The organism is Mycobacterium sp. P4_H6 (genome assembly GCF_056400845.1).
In genome coordinates this window covers 55455-73205 of the sequence record NZ_JBFUKN010000016.1, presented here as the reverse complement: position 1 = coordinate 73205, position 17751 = coordinate 55455, and the positions used below count along the sequence as shown (strand labels likewise).

13 protein-coding genes are annotated in these 17751 nt (G+C 69.7%); 9 read left to right on the top strand and 4 right to left on the bottom strand.

Annotated features, from left to right (window positions below; genetic code table 11):
* Positions 1-158 precede the first annotated feature (158 nt).
* A complete protein-coding gene (locus tag AC1DTF_RS09270) occupies positions 159-3152 on the top strand; it encodes an ATP-binding protein (protein ID WP_477473851.1) in 2994 nt (997 codons plus the stop codon).
* On the opposite strand, the gene AC1DTF_RS09265 is transcribed toward AC1DTF_RS09270, so the two are convergent.
* A complete protein-coding gene (locus AC1DTF_RS09265; RefSeq protein WP_477473850.1) occupies positions 3149-3526 on the bottom strand; it encodes a hypothetical protein in 378 nt (125 codons plus the stop codon). The two genes, AC1DTF_RS09270 and AC1DTF_RS09265, sit on opposite strands and share 4 nt — an antisense overlap.
* Before the next feature lie 133 nt (positions 3527-3659).
* On the opposite strand from AC1DTF_RS09265, the gene AC1DTF_RS09260 reads away from it, so the two are divergent.
* The 5 genes from AC1DTF_RS09260 to AC1DTF_RS09240 are packed head-to-tail and all read left to right on the top strand — an operon-like array spanning position 3660 to position 11178.
* A complete protein-coding gene (locus tag AC1DTF_RS09260; protein WP_477473849.1) occupies positions 3660-7544 on the top strand; it encodes a Pls/PosA family non-ribosomal peptide synthetase in 3885 nt (1294 codons plus the stop codon).
* A complete protein-coding gene (locus tag AC1DTF_RS09255) occupies positions 7508-8881 on the top strand; it encodes a M1 family metallopeptidase (protein ID WP_477473848.1) in 1374 nt (457 codons plus the stop codon). The genes AC1DTF_RS09260 and AC1DTF_RS09255 overlap by 37 nt, the downstream gene beginning before the upstream one ends.
* Entirely contained in the window at positions 8878-10131 is a 1254-nt protein-coding gene (locus tag AC1DTF_RS09250; RefSeq protein ID WP_477473847.1) for a polysaccharide biosynthesis protein, read from the top strand. Before AC1DTF_RS09255 ends, AC1DTF_RS09250 begins: the two co-directional genes overlap by 4 nt.
* A gap of 10 nt (positions 10132-10141) precedes the next feature.
* Positions 10142-10837, top strand: a complete 696-nt coding sequence (locus AC1DTF_RS09245) for a glycosyltransferase family 2 protein (protein WP_477473868.1) — start codon at positions 10142-10144, stop codon at positions 10835-10837.
* Positions 10834-11178, top strand: coding sequence for a DUF2304 domain-containing protein (locus AC1DTF_RS09240; protein WP_057170784.1), 345 nt, complete (start codon positions 10834-10836; stop codon positions 11176-11178). Before AC1DTF_RS09245 ends, AC1DTF_RS09240 begins: the two co-directional genes overlap by 4 nt.
* Here AC1DTF_RS09240 and AC1DTF_RS09235 read toward each other — a convergent pair.
* The 3 genes from AC1DTF_RS09235 to AC1DTF_RS09225 form a co-directional block, all read right to left on the bottom strand.
* Entirely contained in the window at positions 11172-11756 is a 585-nt protein-coding gene (locus AC1DTF_RS09235; protein WP_057170783.1) for a TetR family transcriptional regulator, read from the bottom strand. The genes AC1DTF_RS09240 and AC1DTF_RS09235 overlap by 7 nt on opposite strands.
* 2 nt (positions 11757-11758) lie before the next feature.
* Positions 11759-13534, bottom strand: coding sequence for an N-acyl-D-amino-acid deacylase family protein (locus tag AC1DTF_RS09230; RefSeq protein WP_477473846.1), 1776 nt, complete (start codon positions 13532-13534; stop codon positions 11759-11761).
* Positions 13535-13597: 63 nt separating this feature from the next.
* Complete coding sequence (locus tag AC1DTF_RS09225; protein WP_477473845.1) at positions 13598-14536, bottom strand: NAD-dependent epimerase/dehydratase family protein; 939 nt, start codon at positions 14534-14536, stop codon at positions 13598-13600.
* Positions 14537-14591: 55 nt separating this feature from the next.
* Between AC1DTF_RS09225 and AC1DTF_RS09220 the strand changes: the two genes are divergently transcribed.
* From AC1DTF_RS09220 to AC1DTF_RS09210, 3 genes are read left to right on the top strand one after another with little or no spacing between them, the layout of a single operon-like run.
* Positions 14592-16352 carry a hypothetical protein gene (locus tag AC1DTF_RS09220; RefSeq protein WP_477473844.1) on the top strand — a complete coding sequence of 587 codons (1761 nt, stop codon included), beginning with the start codon at positions 14592-14594 and terminating at the stop codon, positions 16350-16352.
* A gap of 59 nt (positions 16353-16411) precedes the next feature.
* Positions 16412-16780: a hypothetical protein gene (locus tag AC1DTF_RS09215; protein ID WP_477473843.1), complete on the top strand. Its 369-nt coding sequence runs from the start codon at positions 16412-16414 to the stop codon at positions 16778-16780.
* Between the two features lie 42 nt (positions 16781-16822).
* Entirely contained in the window at positions 16823-17677 is an 855-nt protein-coding gene (locus AC1DTF_RS09210) for a lysophospholipid acyltransferase family protein (RefSeq protein WP_477473842.1), read from the top strand.
* The last annotated feature ends 74 nt before the right edge of the window (positions 17678-17751 follow it).

The following is a 17751-nucleotide window of genomic DNA, read 5'->3' as shown; positions in this document are numbered from 1 at the left end:
GTCCAAGACCGATTCAGTGCCAACTAATGCACGGATTGGATTAGTCATCGTCGCGGCGATGCGTGCAGATCGGGGCGACGCCAGCCGCTCTGACGCGCGTGCAACTTAAGCGTGTCACCATGGTCGAAACCAGACTCCGACGCGGGAGGTGCCGGCCCATGACCGAATTGCCCACCGGCATCGTGACGCTGCTCCTCGCCGATGTCCAAGGCTCCACCCGGCTGTGGGAGACCCGGCCCGACGAGATGGCCGCCGCCGTCGCGACGATGGAAACCGTGATCACCCAACTCACCGCCGTACACGGCGGTGCCCGCCCCCTCGAGCAGGGCGAAGGCGACAGTTTCGTGATCGCGTTCCGGCGGCCCGCCGACGCGGTGGCATGCGCGCTGGACTTCCAGTTCGCCCAGTTGGCGCCGATCACCCTGCGCATCGGTGTCCACACCGGGGAGGTGCAGATGCGCGACGCCGCCAATTACGCCGGCCCCACCGTCAACCGCACCGCCCGGCTGCGCGATCTCGCCCACGGCGGTCAGACAGTGGTGTCCGGAGCCACCGAGGCACTCGTCGCGGACGCCCTGCCCGCGGAGGCCTGGTTCACCGACCTCGGCACCTACCCGCTGCGTGACCTGCACCGGCCGGAGCGGGTCAGCCAGCTGTGCCACCCGGACCTGCGCAACAGCTTCCCCGCACTGCGGACCGCCAAGCAGCCGGCCAGCCGCACCCTGCCGCTGCAGCTCAGCAGCTTCGTCGGACGCCAGAACCAGATCGAGGAGGTGGCACGCCTGCTCAAGCAGAGCAGGCTGGTGACCCTCACCGGCGCGGGCGGCACCGGCAAGACCCGGCTGGCCCTGCAGGTGGTCGACGGCTTCGACGACGCGAAGTTCGTGGACCTGTCCTCGATCACCGACCCGGCACTCGTGACGAGCACCGTCGCACGTGTCCTGGGAGCGCCCGACCGCCCCGGCAGATCGACGATCGACACCCTGATCGAATCCGTCGGCGACCGTGATCTGGTGGTGCTGCTCGACAACTGCGAACACCTGCTCGACGCCAGTGCCACCGTCGTCATGGACCTGCTGCGCGCCTGCCCGGGCCTGACATTCCTGGTCACCAGCCGGGAACCGATGGGCGTCCCCGGCGAGGTGGTGTGGCGGGTCCCGTCACTGTCCCTCGACGACGAAGCCATCGAGCTGTTCATCGAGCGCGCCACCACCGCCAATCCCGACTTCATCGTGACCACCGACGCGGCGACGACCATCACCGAGATCTGCCGGCGCCTCGACGGCGTACCGCTGGCCATCGAGCTGGCCGCCGCCCGGGTCCGCTCACTGTCCCTGGCCGACATCCTCGACGGCCTGCAACACCGGTTCCGGCTGTTGGTGGGGGGCATCCGGTCGGCCGCCCACCGACAGCAGACCCTGCACGCCTCGGTGGACTGGTCGCACAATCTGCTCACCGAACCCGAGCGCATCCTGTTCCGTCGCTGCCCGGTCTTCATGGGCGGTTTCGATCTGCTTGCCGCACAAGCGGTGTGCGTGGACGAGTCGGTACCCGGGTACGAGATCCGGGACCTGCTGACGATGCTCGTCGACAAGTCACTGGTCAGCGCCGACACCACCGGCGGCCCGACGCGCTACCGGATGCTGGAGACCGTTCGCCAGTACGCCCTGGAGAAGCTCGCCGACTCCGGGGAGACCTCCGGGTTGCGCGGCAAGCACCGCGATCACTACACCGCCATGGCCGCCACCATCAGCGCCCCGGGAACCCCGGACCGGACGCAGCGGATCGACCAGGCGGACACCGAGATCGACAACCTCCGTGCGGCTTTCGACTGGAGCATGAGCAACGGCGACAATGCACTCGCGCTGCAACTGGCGTCCTCGCTGCCGCCGCTGTGGCTGGCGCGGGGGCTGGTGCACGAAGGACTGGCATGGTTCACCGCGGCGCTGAGCGACGGCGACTCGGCACGCACTCCGTCGCGTGCCCGGGCCATCGCCGACAAGATGTTCCTGGACGCCTCGGTGCGCGCCGCCGAAGGCCTCGAACAAGCCGAGAGCGCGCTGCTGCTGGCCCGGGAGTTCGACGATCCGGAGCTGTTGTTGCGCGCTCTGATCGCGTGCTGCAGCAATTCGGTCTTCACCAGGGCCACCGCGGACCGCTACTTCGACGAGGCGATCGGGCTGGCCCGGCAACTGGGCGACGATTGGCATCTCGCCGAGTTGCTGAGCTGGCGCGCCTATGCGGCGATCGCCGGCGCCGGGAACCCGGTGACGGCGCGGATCGCCGGCGGGGAGGGCCTGGCGGTCGCCACCGCGATCGGTGCGGGTTACGTGGCGAGGGCCTGCCGCTGCTGGGGCTACGGCGCGGCGTCCATGCTGGCCGGCGAACTGGTGCGGGCCACCGCCGAATGCGAGGCCACCGCCATGGATTCGGCCGCGGGCAAGGACCCGCTGCACCGGGCGCAGGCACTGATCACCGGCGCCCACGTGCTGGCCCGCCGCGGCGACACCGATGCGGCCCGCCGGTCGGCGAACACGGCAATGACCGCGGCCGCGGGGCTCGGCGACATGTGGGTGGGTCAGGCACGGGCGGCGGTGGCGGCCGCGCACCTGGCCGACGGCAATGTCGAGGCGGCCGACGAGGCAAGCCGCCTGGCCACCGAGCTGCTCGCCGAACACCACCATCTGGCCTCGATGAACCTGCACCCGGTCGGTGACATCGCCATCGCGCGCGGCGATCTGCGGGCGGCCGAGAAATGGATCGACGAGGTGTCACCGGCCATGCAGGGCTGGCATCTGGCCACGGTGCTCGCCACCAGTGCCCGACGCCGGCTGCGCGCCGGCGACCGGGACGGCGCGGCACTCGACGCCCGCCGGGCACTCTCGGTGGCCGCCGAGGCCGACGCCCACGGCGCCCTGCCCGATGTCCTGGACTGTCTGTCGCTGGCCGCGGACAACGCTCGGGAAACGGCCCGCCTGCTCGGGGCCGCCGACGCGCTCCGCAGGCAACAGGGGGCGGTGCGTTTCGCGGTCTACGACGGCGACCATGCCGAATCCGCGCGGTCCGCCCGGGCGGCCCTCGGTGACGACGCTTACGACACGGCCGTCGCCGACGGTGCGGCGATGTCGTTGGAGCAGCTGCTGAAAACCTAGGCGGCGCGGTGGCGCTGTTCGAGAAGGGTCAGCACGCTGCGGCCGATCTCGGCCAGGTCCGCCGGCGAGGTCCCGCCCACCAGCGTGACGCCGTCGGCCACCCCGGCGGTCTCGATATCGGCGATCAGCCCGGCCAGTCCACTCACGGTGCCGGCATAGCGGACGCCACGGGTGGACTCGTCGGGACCCAGCGAGGCATAGGCGGCACGGACGTCCCCGGCCACGGCGACCCTGACGTCCAGGATCACGGCGACCTGTCCGTCGCCGCCGCGGAGCCGGTCGCGGGCCCGGCGCGCCTGCTGCAGGTCGTCGGCGGCCACCCGGACCACCGGCTCGGGACCGGAGGTCAGTTCACTCCACGCTTCATCTGCCACGAATAACCGCACACCCCCACGGTAGGAACATGCCCGCGAGCGGCCAATGGTTGCGATCAGTACGACTTCAAGGGAACAGGCTCGGGCAGCGCGCCGCGCGCGGGCCGGTCGGCCGGCTTAGTAGTTTGTAACAGTGACAGCGGAGCCCGGGCAGGCCATCCCTACCCAATACCTTCTTTCCCCGGCGGCAGCTCCACCGCGGACCCTGATCGACGTCCTCTACGACACCGCGAACCGTTTCCCGGATGCCCCCGCGATCGACGACGGCGACGTTCAGCTGACCTATTCCGAGCTGGTCAGCGATATCGAAGAGAGCGTGCAGTGGCTCGCGGCGCGCGGCATCGGCCGCGGTGACCGCATCGGTATCCGGATGGCCTCGGGCAGCTACGCGCTCTACACCGCGATCCTGGCCACCCTGGCCACCGGCGGCGCCTACGTCCCGGTCGACGCCGACGATCCCGAGGAACGCGCCGCGCTCGTCTTCGGTGAGGCACAGGTGGTCGCGATCATCACCGACGCGGGCCTGGTGCGCGGCCCGGGTTCCTCGCGGGGCTGGCGCGCCGCGGCACCGCTCACCCGCGACGACGCCTGGATCATCTTCACCTCCGGATCCACCGGCACACCCAAGGGCGTGGCGGTCACCCATCGCAACGCCGCCGCCTTCGTCGACGCCGAGGCCCGGATGTTCCTCACGGACGCCCCCTTGGGCCCCGGTGACCGGGTGCTCGCCGGACTGTCGGTGGCCTTCGACGCGTCCTGCGAGGAGATGTGGCTGGCCTGGCGCCACGGTGCGTGCCTGGTGCCCGCTCCGCGGTCGCTGGTGCGCAGCGGTATGGACCTCGGGCCGTGGCTGGTGACCCGCGACATCACCGTCGTCTCGACCGTGCCCACCCTGGCCGCGCTGTGGCCCGCCGAAGCGCTGGAAGCGGTCCGGCTGCTGATCTTCGGCGGCGAGGCCTGCCCGCCCGAACTGGCCGAACGACTCGCCGTGGACGGCCGCGAGGTGTGGAACACCTACGGCCCCACCGAGGCGACCGTGGTGGCGTGCGCGGCACCGCTGGACGGGAAGTCCGCGGTGAGCATCGGGTTGCCGCTGCCCGGCTGGGACCTCGTCGTCGTCGACAAGGAAGGGCTGCCGGTCGGACTGGGCGAGACCGGCGAACTCGTCATCGGTGGCGTCGGCCTGGCCCGATACCTGGACCCCGAGAAGGACGCCGAGAAGTACGCCGCCATGCCTTCGCTGGGCTGGGAGCGCGCCTACCGCAGCGGGGACCTGGTGCGGTTGGAGGCCGACGGCCTGTACTTCCAGGGCCGCGCCGATGACCAGGTCAAGGTCGGCGGACGCCGCATCGAACTGGGCGAGGTGGACGCCGCGCTGGTGAACCTGCCCGGTGTCAGCGGCGGGGCGGCCGCGGTACGCCGCACCACCAGCGGCACTCCCCTGCTGGTCGGTTACATCGCCAGCGCCGACCCGGCGTTCGACCTTGCCGCGGCCCGCACCGCGCTGTCGGACGCGCTGCCCGCGGCGCTGGTTCCCCGGCTGGTCCTGCTCGACGAACTGCCCACCCGGACCTCCGGCAAGGTCGATCGCAACGCGCTGCCGTGGCCGCCGCCCGGCGCCGCCGCGGAGGAGGAGCCCGACCTCGGTGGCACCATGGGCTGGCTGGCCGGCCTGTGGCGCGATGTGCTGGCCGCGTCGGTGGACGGCCCGGAAGCCGATTTCTTCGCCCTGGGCGGCGGCTCGCTGTCGGCGGCCCAGCTGGTCACCGCGGTCCGAAGCCGTTATCCCCAGGTGACCGTCGCCGACCTGTACGACCATCCCCGGCTCGGATCGCTGGCCGGCTACCTCGACGAGCTGGCCCCGCCGCCGGAGGTGGTGCGCCGCGATGTGGCACCGACACCGGTTCTCACCCAGCTGACGCAGGTGGCGCTGTCGGTGCCGCTGGCGACGCTGACCGGCCTGCAATGGGTGATCTGGCTGGCCATCCTCAACAACATCGCGGCCGCCACCGAGCTGGTGCCCTGGGCGGCACCGGCGAACTGGTGGTGGATCATCGCCGGGTTCCTGATCTTCATCACCCCGCCGGGCCGGATGGGAATCGCCGTGCTGGGGGCCCGCACCCTGCTGTCCGGACTGCAACCGGGCAGCTACCGCCGCGGCGGTTCGGAGCATCTGCGCGTCTGGTTCGCCGAGCGGCTGGCCGAGGCCAGCGGTGCGGAGAATCAGGCCGGCGCCCCGTGGCTGGTGTATTACGCACGCGCCCTTGGCAATACGGTCGGCAAGGGTGTCGACCTGCACTCCGCGCCGCCGGTCACCGGCATGCTCACCCTCGGCCACCGCTGCTCCATCGAACCCGAGGTGGACCTGACCGGGCACTGGATCGACGGCGACGTATTCCACGTCGGGCCGATCACCGTGGGCAACGACTCCACCATCGGCGCGCGCACCACCCTGTTCCCGGGGGCGGTGGTCGGCAAGAACGCCGACGTGGCCGCGGGTTCCGGTGTGGTCGGCAAGGTGAAGAACGGGCAGTACTGGAAGGGCTCACCCGCTGCGAAATCCGGTAAGGCACGCCATCCCTGGCCGCTGGAGCGGCCCGGCCGCGCCCCGGTGTGGGTGGCCTTCTACAGCGTGACGTCGATGCTGCTGGGTGCGCTGCCGCTGGCGGCGCTGGCCGCTGGGCTCGCGGTGCTGGGCTGGGCCGTCCGCGGCACCGCCACCCCGGCCGACGCGCTGATCCCGGCCCTGGCCTGGACGCCGATCGCCGCCCTGGTGGCGATGGTGGTGTACGCGGTGCTGACCGTGATCGGGGTGCGGCTGCTCGCGGCCGGCCTCACCGAGGGCTATCACCCGGTGCGCAGCCGGGTCGGCTGGCAGTTGTGGGCAACCGAGCGGCTGATGGACGCCGCGCGCAACTACCTGTTCCCCATCTACGCCAGCCTGCTGACACCGTGGTGGTTGCGCCTGCTGGGCGCGAAAATCGGTAAGGGCACCGAGATCTCGACCGCACTGCTGACGCCCAAATTCACCGAGGTGCAGGACGGAGCGTTCCTGGCCGACGACACCATGGTCGCCTCCTACGAACTCGGCGGCGGATGGATCCACGTCGCGAAGGCCACCATCGGCAAGCGCGCGTTCCTCGGCAACTCCGGTATCACCCAGCCGGGACGACGGGTCCCCGACGACGGCCTGGTGGCGGTGCTGTCCGCGGCACCGCACAAGGCCAAGGCCGGCTCGTCGTGGCTGGGCAGCCCGCCGATCCGGTTGCGCCGCAAACCCACTGCCGCCGACGCGATCCGCACCTTCAACCCGTCGGTCAAGCTGCGGGTGATGCGCTCGGTGGTGGAGACCTGCCGCATCATCCCGGTCATCGTGACCTTCGCGATCGGCGTCGGTGTGCTGGCGTCGCTGCACCACCTGGCCGACGCGATCGGCTACGGCTGGACCGCCCTGGCCGGCGGCCTGGTGCTGCTGATCGCCGGCGCGGTGGCCGGTGCCATCGCGGTGGCCGCGAAATGGCTTGTGGTGGGTCGTATCGACGCCATCGAACACCCGCTGTGGTCGTCGTTCGTGTGGCGCAACGAGGTATCGGACACCTTCGTGGAGACGGTGGCCGCGCCGTGGTTCGCCCGGGCCGCGACCGGCACCCCGGTGATGAACATCTGGCTGCGCGGGCTCGGCGCAAAGATCGGCCGCGGGGTCTGGTGCGAGACCTACTGGCTGCCCGAGGCGGATCTGATCACCCTCGGCAGCGCCAGCACCGTCAACCGGGGCTGCGTGGTGCAGACCCACCTGTTCCACGACCGGATCATGCGGATGGACACCGTCATCCTCGACGAGGGTGCGACGCTGGGCCCGCACTGCGTGGCGCTGCCGGCATCCCGTATCGGCGAAGGAGCCACCGTCGGCCCGGCGTCGCTGGTGATGCGGGGTGACGAGGTCCCGCCGTGGACCAGGTGGCAGGGCAACCCGATTGCACCATGGACGATCAAACGGCCGAAGAAGCATGCCCAGTGAGACCCGCCAAGAAAGCCGCACGCAAGGCGGCACACCAGCCCCCGGTGATCGACCCGTATCTGCCCCGTAACGGCAATTTCGGCTACCGGGTGTCGCGCTATGAACTCGATCTCGAATACAAGGTGGCGATCAACCGGCTCGCCGGGACGGTGACGATCACCGCGGTCACGCTGGCCGCACTGCGCACCTTCACCCTGGATCTGTCCGACGCGCTGTCGGTGTCGAAGGTGACGGTCAACGGCCGCCGGCCCGGGCAGTTCCGATGTACGGGCGGCAAGCTGCACGTCACGCTCGGGTCCACGCTGCCCGCCGGTGCGGCGATGACCATCGCGGTCCGCTACGGCGGAACCCCCAGACCGCTGCGAACCCTGTGGGGCGAGGTCGGTTTCGAGGAGCTGTCCAACGGCGCCCTGGTGGCCGGGCAGCCCAACGGCGCCGCGTCCTGGTTCCCGTGTGACGACCACCCGGCCGCCAAGGCCAGCTTCCACATCCGGATCAGCACCGACAGCCCGTACTACGCGCTGGCCAACGGTGAACTGCTGTCCAAGCAGGTGCGGGCCAGCCACACCACCTGGGTGTACGAGCAGGCCGAGCCCACCTCGACGTACCTCATCACCCTGCAGATCGGTGAGTACAGCCGCCACCGGCTGCAGAAGAGCCCGGTGCCGATGCACGCGGTGCTCCCAGATCGGTTGCGGCGCAACTTTGAACACGATTTCGGCCGCCAACCCCAGATGATGAAGCTGTTCACCCGCCAGTTCGGGCCCTACCCACTGGAGGGGGGCTACACCGTCGTCGTCACCGATGACGATCTGGAGATACCGCTTGAGGCGCAGGGACTTTCGATCTTCGGCGCCAATCACTGCGACGGCAGGCGCACCGCGGAACGGCTGATCGCCCACGAACTGGCCCACCAGTGGTTCGGCAACTCGGTGACGGTGCGGCGCTGGCGCGATATCTGGCTGCACGAGGGCTTCGCCTGCTACGCGGAGTGGCTGTGGTCCGAGGAGTCCGGCGGCCCCGGCGCCGACGAGCGGGCGCGGTCCTATCACCGCAAGCTGCGGGATTCACCGCAGAATCTGCTGCTGACCGACCCCGGCCCGGCCGACATGTTCGACGACCGGGTGTACAAGCGCGGCGCGCTCACCCTGCACGCCCTGCGCGGCGTGATCGGCGATGACAATTTCTTTGCGCTGCTTCGCGATTGGACGACCCGCTACCGGCACAGCACCGCCGTCACCGATGACTTCACCGGACTGGCGGCCAATCACGCCGACGTGTCCCTGCGCCCGCTGTGGGACCGCTGGCTGTACTCCAAGGACGTACCGGACCTGTGACCGACGCCAGCGCGGCAGTGCCGGCGAGGGGCCCGGTGACGCGGGGAAGCGTCGCCCGCGTCGGTCTCGCCACCGCACTGTCCGCGCTGTGTGGGTACGCCGTGCTCTATCTGGCCGCCCGTGATCTGGAACCCGCCGGGTTCTCCCTGTTCGGGGTGTTCTGGGGGGCGTTCGGTCTGGTCAGCGGCGCCGCCAACGGCCTGCTGCAGGAATCCACCCGCGAGGTCCGCGCGATGCGCGGCCAGCACCTCCCCCCGGCCGAGACCACCAGGCCGATGCGGATCGCCGCCGTCGTCGGCATCGGCGCCGCACTGCTCATCGTTGCCACCGCGCCGCTGTGGTCGGCCCATGTGTTCACCGCCGACCAGCTGCTGAGCGTGGTCCTGCTCAGCGTCGGACTGGCCGGATTCTGCCTGCACGCAACGCTGCTCGGGATGCTCGCCGGGGTGGACCGCTGGACGCAGTACGGGTCGCTGATGGTGACCGATGCCGCCATCCGGGTGGCGGTCGCCGCGGCCGCTTTCGTACTGGGCTGGGGGCTGGCCGGATTCCTGTGGGCCACCGTGGCCGGTTCGGTGGCATGGCTGATCCTGCTGGCGCTGTCGCCTGCCACCCGCGAAGCGGCCCGGCTGACGGCCGCGGGCAGCGCACGCACCTTTCTCACCGGAGCCTTCCACTCGGTGGCCGCGGCCGGCGCCAGCGCCGTCCTCATCATGGGTTTCCCGGTGCTGCTCAAGGCGACCACCCCCGAACTGGGCGCCGCCGGCGGTGTCGTCATCCTCGCGGTCACGCTCACCCGGGCGCCGCTGCTGGTGCCGCTGACCGCCATGCAGGGCAACCTGATCGCGCATTTCGTGGACCAGAGCCACCGCCGTCTGCACGCCCTGGTGGTTCCGGCCGCGGCAGTGACCGCGATCGGCGGCCTCGGCGTGCTGGCCGCCTGGTGGGCCGGGCCGTGGCTGCTGCGCAGCGCGTTCGGCCCCGACTATCAGGCCGCGGGCGGGTTGCTGGCCTGGTTCACCGCGGGTGCGGTGGCCATCGCGCTGCTGACCCTGACCGGTGCGGCCGCCGTGGCGGCGGCGCTGCACCGCGCGTACGCGGCAGGGTGGGTCGGCGCCACGCTGGCCGCGATCGCGCTGCTACTGCTTCCGCTGGGCCTGGAAACGCGGACCATCGTGGCGCTGCTGTGCGGGCCGATCGTGGGAATCGCCGTGCACCTGTACGCGCTGGCCACCGCCGATCGCGTGTAGTTTGGTCCGCATCGACACGCCGTACCCGGACGTCTGGGTCATCGTCCCCGCCTTCAACGAAGCGAGCGTCATCACCGACGTGCTCGCCGATATCCGCGCGGTCCTGCCCAACGTGGTGTGCGTCGATGACGGCAGCCAGGACGGCACCGGCGACGCGGCAGCCAGGGCCGGCGCACATCTGGTGCGGCATCCGGTGAATCTCGGTCAGGGAGCGGCCATTCAGACCGGCGTCGAATACGCCCGCAGCCGGCCGGGCGCCGCGGTCTTCGTGACGTTCGACGCCGATGGCCAGCACCGCATCAAGGACGTCGTCGCCATGATCGACCGGTTGGCCACCGAGGACGTCGATCTCATCATCGGTACCCGGTTCGCCGGCGGTGCCGTCAGCCACACCCCGCCCGTCAAGCGGTTCGTGCTGCGCGCCGCGGCGTGGTTGAGCCCGCGGAGCCGGGCGCTGGGCCTGACCGATGCGCACAACGGTCTGCGGGTGTTCAACCGGAAGGTCGCCGAGGAGCTGGACATCACCATGAACGGGATGAGCCACGCGTCGGAGATCATCACACTCGCCGGCGAAAAGCATTGGCGGGTGGCCGAAGAACCTGTGGAGATCCTGTACACGGACTACTCGAAATCCAAGGGACAACCGCTGATCAACGGCGTCAACATCGTCTTCGACGGCCTGCTGCGAGGAAGGATGCCGCGATGAACTGGATTCAGCTGCTGCTGATCGCGGCGGTCATCACACTGCTGGTGTATCTGCTGCGCTCACGCCGCAGCGCCCGCGCCAAGGCCTGGGTGAAGGTCGGATATCTGCTGTTCGCGGTGGCGGCGGTGTACGCGATCCTGCGGCCCGACGACACCACCCTGCTGGCGAACAAGCTCGGCGTGGCCCGCGGCGCGGATCTGCTGGAGTACGCACTGGTCATCGCGTTCCTGTTCACCACGCTGAGCACCTATCTGCGGTTCAAGGATCTCGAACTGCGCTACGCCCAACTGGCCAGGGCCGTGGCACTCGAGGGTGCCCGCGCACCCGAGCAGTCTCAGTAGCGACTGAGCATATCGGCGAGTACCGCGAGCTTGCGGGCCTCGAAATCCGGGTCCGGCAGCACCGGCCGCAGGATCGCCGCACCGTCGAAGGTGTTCGTCAGGATCGCCGTGACCGCGGCCCGGGTGTCATCGGAGAGTTGATCGGTCGGCGTGACGGCGCCGGCGGTCTCGAAGATCTTCGCGCTGTACTCGGTGAGCACGTCGTGCAGCGTGGCCCGTAACTTCTCGTCGGTACGGGCGGCCACCATCAGCTCGTAGAGCACCGCATTGGTGTCGCTGGCGGTGACGTCGCGCAGCACCAGAAGCACTGCGGGAAGTGCGGGTTCACCTGGCGGTATCTGGGCGACCTGCTTGCTGAACCGCTCGAGCTGACGGCGCAGCACCTCATGACCGGTGGCGGCCATGAAGTCACCCATGGTCGGGTAATGCCGGAACAGCGCACCGACCGACAGACCGGCCCGTCTGGCGATGATCGCCGCCGACGCCCGGGCGTAACCCATCTCGACGATGGTCTCGATGCTGGCGTCGAGGAGCCGCGCGATGGTGTCCGCACGGCGCTGCTGTTGGGTCCGGGCCATCCCTAGACCGCAGCCGGTGCGGTCATCCCGGCCCGCAGATAGCGGCCGGATCTGATTGTGGTGCCATAGCCCTCGCGGAACTCGCCGCGGGTGAACACCACCTGACCGTTGACGCCGGTGGCGATGACGGTCTCATCGTTGCGGTTCACCATCCGACTCAGGTCACCGTAGAAGGGCACCGTCGCCTCGTGGTAGGCGTTCACCGAATCATCCAGCGCGGCAGGGTCGATCACCACGAAGTCGGCCCGGTCACCGCAGCGCAGGGTGCCTGCGTCCAGCCCGAACCAGTCAGCCACCTCGGCGGTCAGCCGGTGCACCGCACGCTGCGGCGTCATGAACGGCCGGCCCGCCACATCGGCGTCGCGCACCCGCTTGAGCAGGCGCAGCGCGTAGTTGTAGAACGCCATATTGCGAAGGTGCGCACCGGCATCCGAGAAACCCATGTGCACCGACGGCTCATTGGCGAGCTTGTCGAGTTGCTTGGGGCGGTGGTTGGCCACGATGGTGGTCCAGCGCACGTTGCGTTCACCGTTCTCCACGAGCACATCCAGGAAGGCGTCCAGCGGATGGATACCGCGCTCATCGGCGATCTGGCCGAAGCTCTTGCCGATCAGCGATGCGTCGGGACATTCGACGATCTTGGCGTCGTGGAAGTCGCGGTGCCACAACGCGGGTCCGAGCTTGCGCCGGTCGAAGGACCTGCGGAACCGGTGCCGGTACTCGGGGTCGGCGAGCAGCTTGTTGCGGTCCAGCTGATCGCGCAGATGCAGAGCAGCTGTGCCTGCGCCGAACTCCTCGAACACCGGCAGATCGATGCCGTCGGAATACAATTCGAACGGCACCGGGAGATGCTGAAAACGCACCTTCGCGCCCAGGATCCGGTTCAACAGCCGGACGCCCGGCCCCAGGATGTGGACGGCGCCGGGCGAGGACTTGGCGTCGGCGGAGACCAGCAGGCTCATCCGCACGGCGCGCCTGCGCCCGAACAGACCGCTGCTCTCCAGGAAGAAGTTCAGCGCCTCGGCCACTTTCGCGACATTCGGTGCGCTCTGCAGGATGCGGCCGTGCCGGCGCAGCACCTTGATCAGCCGCCGGCGTTCCCGCCAGGTGGCGAACGTCGAGGGCAGCGCGCGGGAGCGGAACCGGTCGCCGTCGAGTTTGTCGATGGCGGCGTCCATCCCGGACATGCCGAGCATCCCGGCGTCCAGTGCGGCGTCGAGGCGCTGCGCCATCGTCTCCAGTTCGGCATCGGTGGGAATCACATCGCGGGTGGTGGCGCGGTCCAGTCCGAGCACCGAGGCGCGCAGATCGGAGTGCCCCAGCAGCGAGGCGATGTTCGGGCCGAGCTGTAACGCGTCGATGGCGGCCACGTACTCCGCGGGGTTGGTCCAGGTCTTGTGTTCGGCCAGCGCGCCGAGCACGAACTGGCGGGGCACGGCCTCGACCCGGCTGAACAGGTCGGCGGCGTCCTCGGTGTCGGCGTACACGGTGGACAGCGAGCACATGCCGAGCAGCACGGTGGTCACGCCGTGGCGCACCGATTCCCGCAGCCCGGGGTCGAGCAGCACCTCGGCGTCGTAGTGGGTGTGCACGTCGATGAAGCCGGGGATCACCCACTTGCCGGTCGCGTCGATGACCTCGGGGCAGCCGGTCACGTCCAGCGGGGCGGCGGACACCTCGGCGACCAGGCCGTCGCGGATCCCCAGGGTGCGGGTGAGCGGCGGGCGTCCGGTGCCGTCGAACCACAGGCCGTTGCGGATGATCACGTCATAGGACATGACCGCAGCCTAGGTTAGATAGCGAGCGGTCGCTATCTTTTCTGAAATACGGCCGGGAAAAACTCAGGACTCGTTGCGGAAGTAGTCCACGGTCCGCTCGATGCCCTCGTCGATGCCGACCTGGGGCACCCAGCCCAGCAGCTGCTCACCGCGGGTGATGTCGAGCTGGGACTTGCGCAGGTCGCCCAGGCGGGCCGGGTGGTACTCCGGTTCATCGGAGGTCCCGACAGCCTTGGCGATCGCGCTGTGCAGGTCGGCGACACTGGTGGTGACACCGGTACCGACGTTGAACCGCAGACCGCCGCCGACGTCCCCGGAGGCCCGCACGAAGGCGTCCACCACATCATCGACGTAGACGTAGTCGCGGCCGTCGGTGCCGTCACCGAAGATCTTGGTGGTGGACCCGGCCAGCAGCGCCTTGGCGAAGATCGCCACCACGCCGGCCTCGCCGTGCGGGTCCTGGCGCGGGCCGTAGACATTGCCGGGCGCAATGTGCGAGCAGTCCAGGTTGTACAGATTGCGGAACATGTTGAGGTAGACCTCGCCGGCGACCTTGCTGGCCGCGTACGGCGACGCCGGGTCGGTGGGAACCTCTTCGCTGGTCGGAAAGACCGGCGGAGTGCCGTAGACCGAGCCACCCGAGGAGGTGTGCACGATCTTGCGGACGCCCTGGGCGCGGGCCGCCTCGGCCAGCCGGATGGTGCCGACCACGTTGACCGTGGCATCGAACTGCGGGTTGTCCACCGAATGCCGGACCGAGATCTGCGCGGCGAGATGGAAGATCACCTCGGGATCGGCGTCGGCCAGGATGGCCGCCAGATCGGCGTCGACGATATCGGCCTCGACGAAAGTGAAGTGGGGGTTCTGCTCGGCAGCGGCCAGGTTGGAGCGGCGTCCGGTGCTCAGATCGTCCACTCCGGCGACGGTGTGCCCGTCCGCGAGCAGGCGATCGACCAGGGTCGATCCGATGAATCCGGCAGCTCCGGTGACCAGTGTGCGCACCGGCCCACTGTAGCCGCGCGAGCGGTTCTGCACGCCCTCCGTACAGTCGCAACCGATGAACTGGGTCGCTCGGAGTGCCGTCGCGCTGATCGCGGTGCAGCTGCTGATCCGGTCGGTGCTGGCCTTCGGTGGCGACTTCTACTGGGACGACCTCATCCTGGTCGGGCGCGCGGGAACCCAGAGCCTGCTGTCCGCGCAGTACCTGTTCGACGATCACGACGGGCATGTGATGCCGGGAGCCTTCCTGGTGGCCGGCGCCATCACCCGGCTGGCCCCGCTGCAGTGGGTCGGGCCGGCGATCAGCCTGGTGGTGCTGCAGCTGCTGGCTTCGGCGGCGCTGCTGCGCGCGCTGCAGGTCATCCTGGGCTGGCGCCCGGTGCTGCTGATACCGCTGACCTTCGCGCTGTTCACCCCGCTGACCGTGCCCGGGTTCGCCTGGTGGGCGGCCGGACTGAATTCGCTGCCCATGCTGGCCGCGCTGGCCTGGGTGTGCGCCGACGCGGTCCTGTTGGTGCGCACCGGGAATCGGCGCTACGCCGTGACCGGTGTCCTGGTGTATGCCGGCGGGCTGCTGTTCTTCGAGAAGTCTGCGGTCATTCCGTTCGTGGCCTTCGCGGTGGCCGCACTGCTGGCCTGGGTGACCGGTGCCTCCGTCGCGCAGGTCTGGCGGCGCGGCTTACGGCTCTGGATCGGGCTGCTCGCAGTGACCGCCGCCTGGATCGGGGTCTACCTCGTCGTGGTCGACCAGCAGCGGTGGTCGCTGGACCTCGGCATGACTTGGGATCTGCTCCTGCGTTCGGTCACCCACGGCATCGTGCCCGGGCTGGCCGGTGGGCCGTGGGACTGGCAGCGCTGGGCGCCGGCGTCCCCGTGGGCGACGCCATCGGTGACGGCGATGGTGCTGGGCTGGCTGGTGTTGGCGGCCGTGATGGCGGTCTCGCTGGCCCGCAAGGAGCGCATCGGCCCGGTGTGGCTGGCCGCGGTCGGCTACGCCGTGGCCTGCCAGGTGCCGATCTACCTGATGCGCTCATCGCAGTTCACCGCACTGGAACTGGCCCAGACGCTGCGGTATCTGCCCGATCTGGTGGTGGTGCTGGCCTTGCTCAGCGCGGTGGCCTTCTGCGCCCCGAACCGCGCGTCCTCGCGACGCCTCGATGCCTCGACCTCCCGGTCCGTGGTGGTCCTGGTGGTGGCGGCCGCGTTCGTCGGCAGCAGCCTGTACTCGACGATGACCTTCCTGCGGGTCTGGCAGGACAGCCCGGTGCCGGGCTACCTGGACAATGCGCGCGCCGGGCTGGCCGCGGTGGACCCCCTCGGGGCGCCCCTGCTGGACCAGGAGGTCGACCCGATGATCATGCAGCGGGTGGCCGCCCCGGAGAATCTGGCCAGTCACATGTTCGCGTTGCTGCCCCATCGACCCGAATTCAGCAGCGCCACAACCGAACTACGGGTCCTCGACAGCACCGGGCGGCTGCGCGACGCGCTGGTGACCTGGGTGCGCACCATCGTCCCCGGGCCCGCGCCGCACTGCGGCTACCTGGTGCAGACCGAGGACTCCGAGGTGGTGATGCCGCTGGACGGGCCGCTGTTGCCCGCGGATTGGACCGCGGAGATCAACTACCTGGCCAACAGCGAGGGGTCGCTGACCATGTCACTGACCGAGGGCGTGCCGGTCAAGGTTCCGGTGCACCCCGGGCTGAACCGGGTGTTCGTGCGATTGTCCGGAGCAGGTGACGCCGTCAGGGTGAGCGCGAACACCGCCGCGCTGTCGGTGTGCATCGCCTCCGGCCCGATCGGATTCGTGGCGCCCCGATAGTTCGCCCGCCACGGCGTGTGCGGACCCGACTTGTCGGTGGCTGTCCCTAGCCTGAACACATGGACCGGGCAGACTCGCGACCGTCGGTGGTCGCGCCGTGCAAGCACTGCAGCACCGACACGGTCTGGCTGCAGATGGCTTACGGCGGCTGGCGACTGTTCGACGCCGAGATGTTCGCCACCGAGGAGAGCGCGGCCGGCAACCGGTTCGCCATCCGGCGCTCGACGCGTCAGGTGATCGACCTGGAGGACGAGCACGAGGCACGGTGGCCGGCGAAATGCCTGCAGCTGCACCGGTTTCACTGCCCGGCCAGCCATGACGACACGATGTTCCATCAACGCCGGCCGCGACAGCCCAACGATATCGACCTCGAGGATCTGTGGCGGCGGCTCGCCGAGCGCAAGGAGTCGCAGCGCAGGGCCGGATAGGCTCTGACCGGCGGTAATCCCGCTGGTCGATACCGTGGAGTCATGACCGTCATGACCGACTCCCAGAGGCTGATGGACCAGCCCGGCCGCATCCAGGCGATTCGCCGGGTGGTCGAGACGGTCGCCGACAACGCCGCCCCGCTCATCGACCTCTGGCGGCCCTATGTCGACGGACTCGGGCATCTGCCCCGGGACGGACGATTCCTCCTGGTGGGCAACCACACCCAGTCCGGCACCGAGGGATTCCTGATCCCGTATGTGGTGCGCCGCGAAATCGGCACGCTGGTAAGGCCGTTGACCGACCGGGGTTTCGGCAGGATGCCCGGCCCGGCGGCGGATCTGCTGGCTGCCTGCGGCGCGACGGTCGGTTCACCGGAATCCGCGGGTGCGCTGATGGCCCACGACCAGACGATCCTGGTGTTCCCCGGCGGCGGACGCGAGATCGCGAAGTTCAAAGGCGAGGAGAACACCCTGCGCTGGCAGGGGCGGTCCGGATTCGCCCGCATCTCCGCCGAGCACGACTACCCCATCGTGCCGGCCGGGCTCCTCGGCGGCGACGACGTGTATCGCAGCCTCACCACCCGCGACGGGCTGTGGGGACGGTTCAGCCAGGGCCTCGCCAAGGTGCTCGGTGCGCCCAGCGATATGGCGATGCCACTGCTGCACGGTGTCGGCCCCACCATGATTCCCCGCCCACAGCGGATGTACCTGCGCTTCGCCGAACCGATCGATACCACCAGGCCGGCCGGAGTGTCCGCGTCGGAGTGGGCGGACACCGTCAAACAACGGACCCAGACGTCGCTGGAGACGGTGCTTTCCGAGTTACAGGAGATTCGCGAAGACGACCCGTACCGGGAGTTGAATCCGCTGGCCTGGCGCGAGGCCATAAGGCCCTGAAAGGCAAGGTGGAGGAGCCACCCAGGGGAATCGAACCGTTACCAGTAAGCAAGCTCAACTGGCAGCCGCGTATT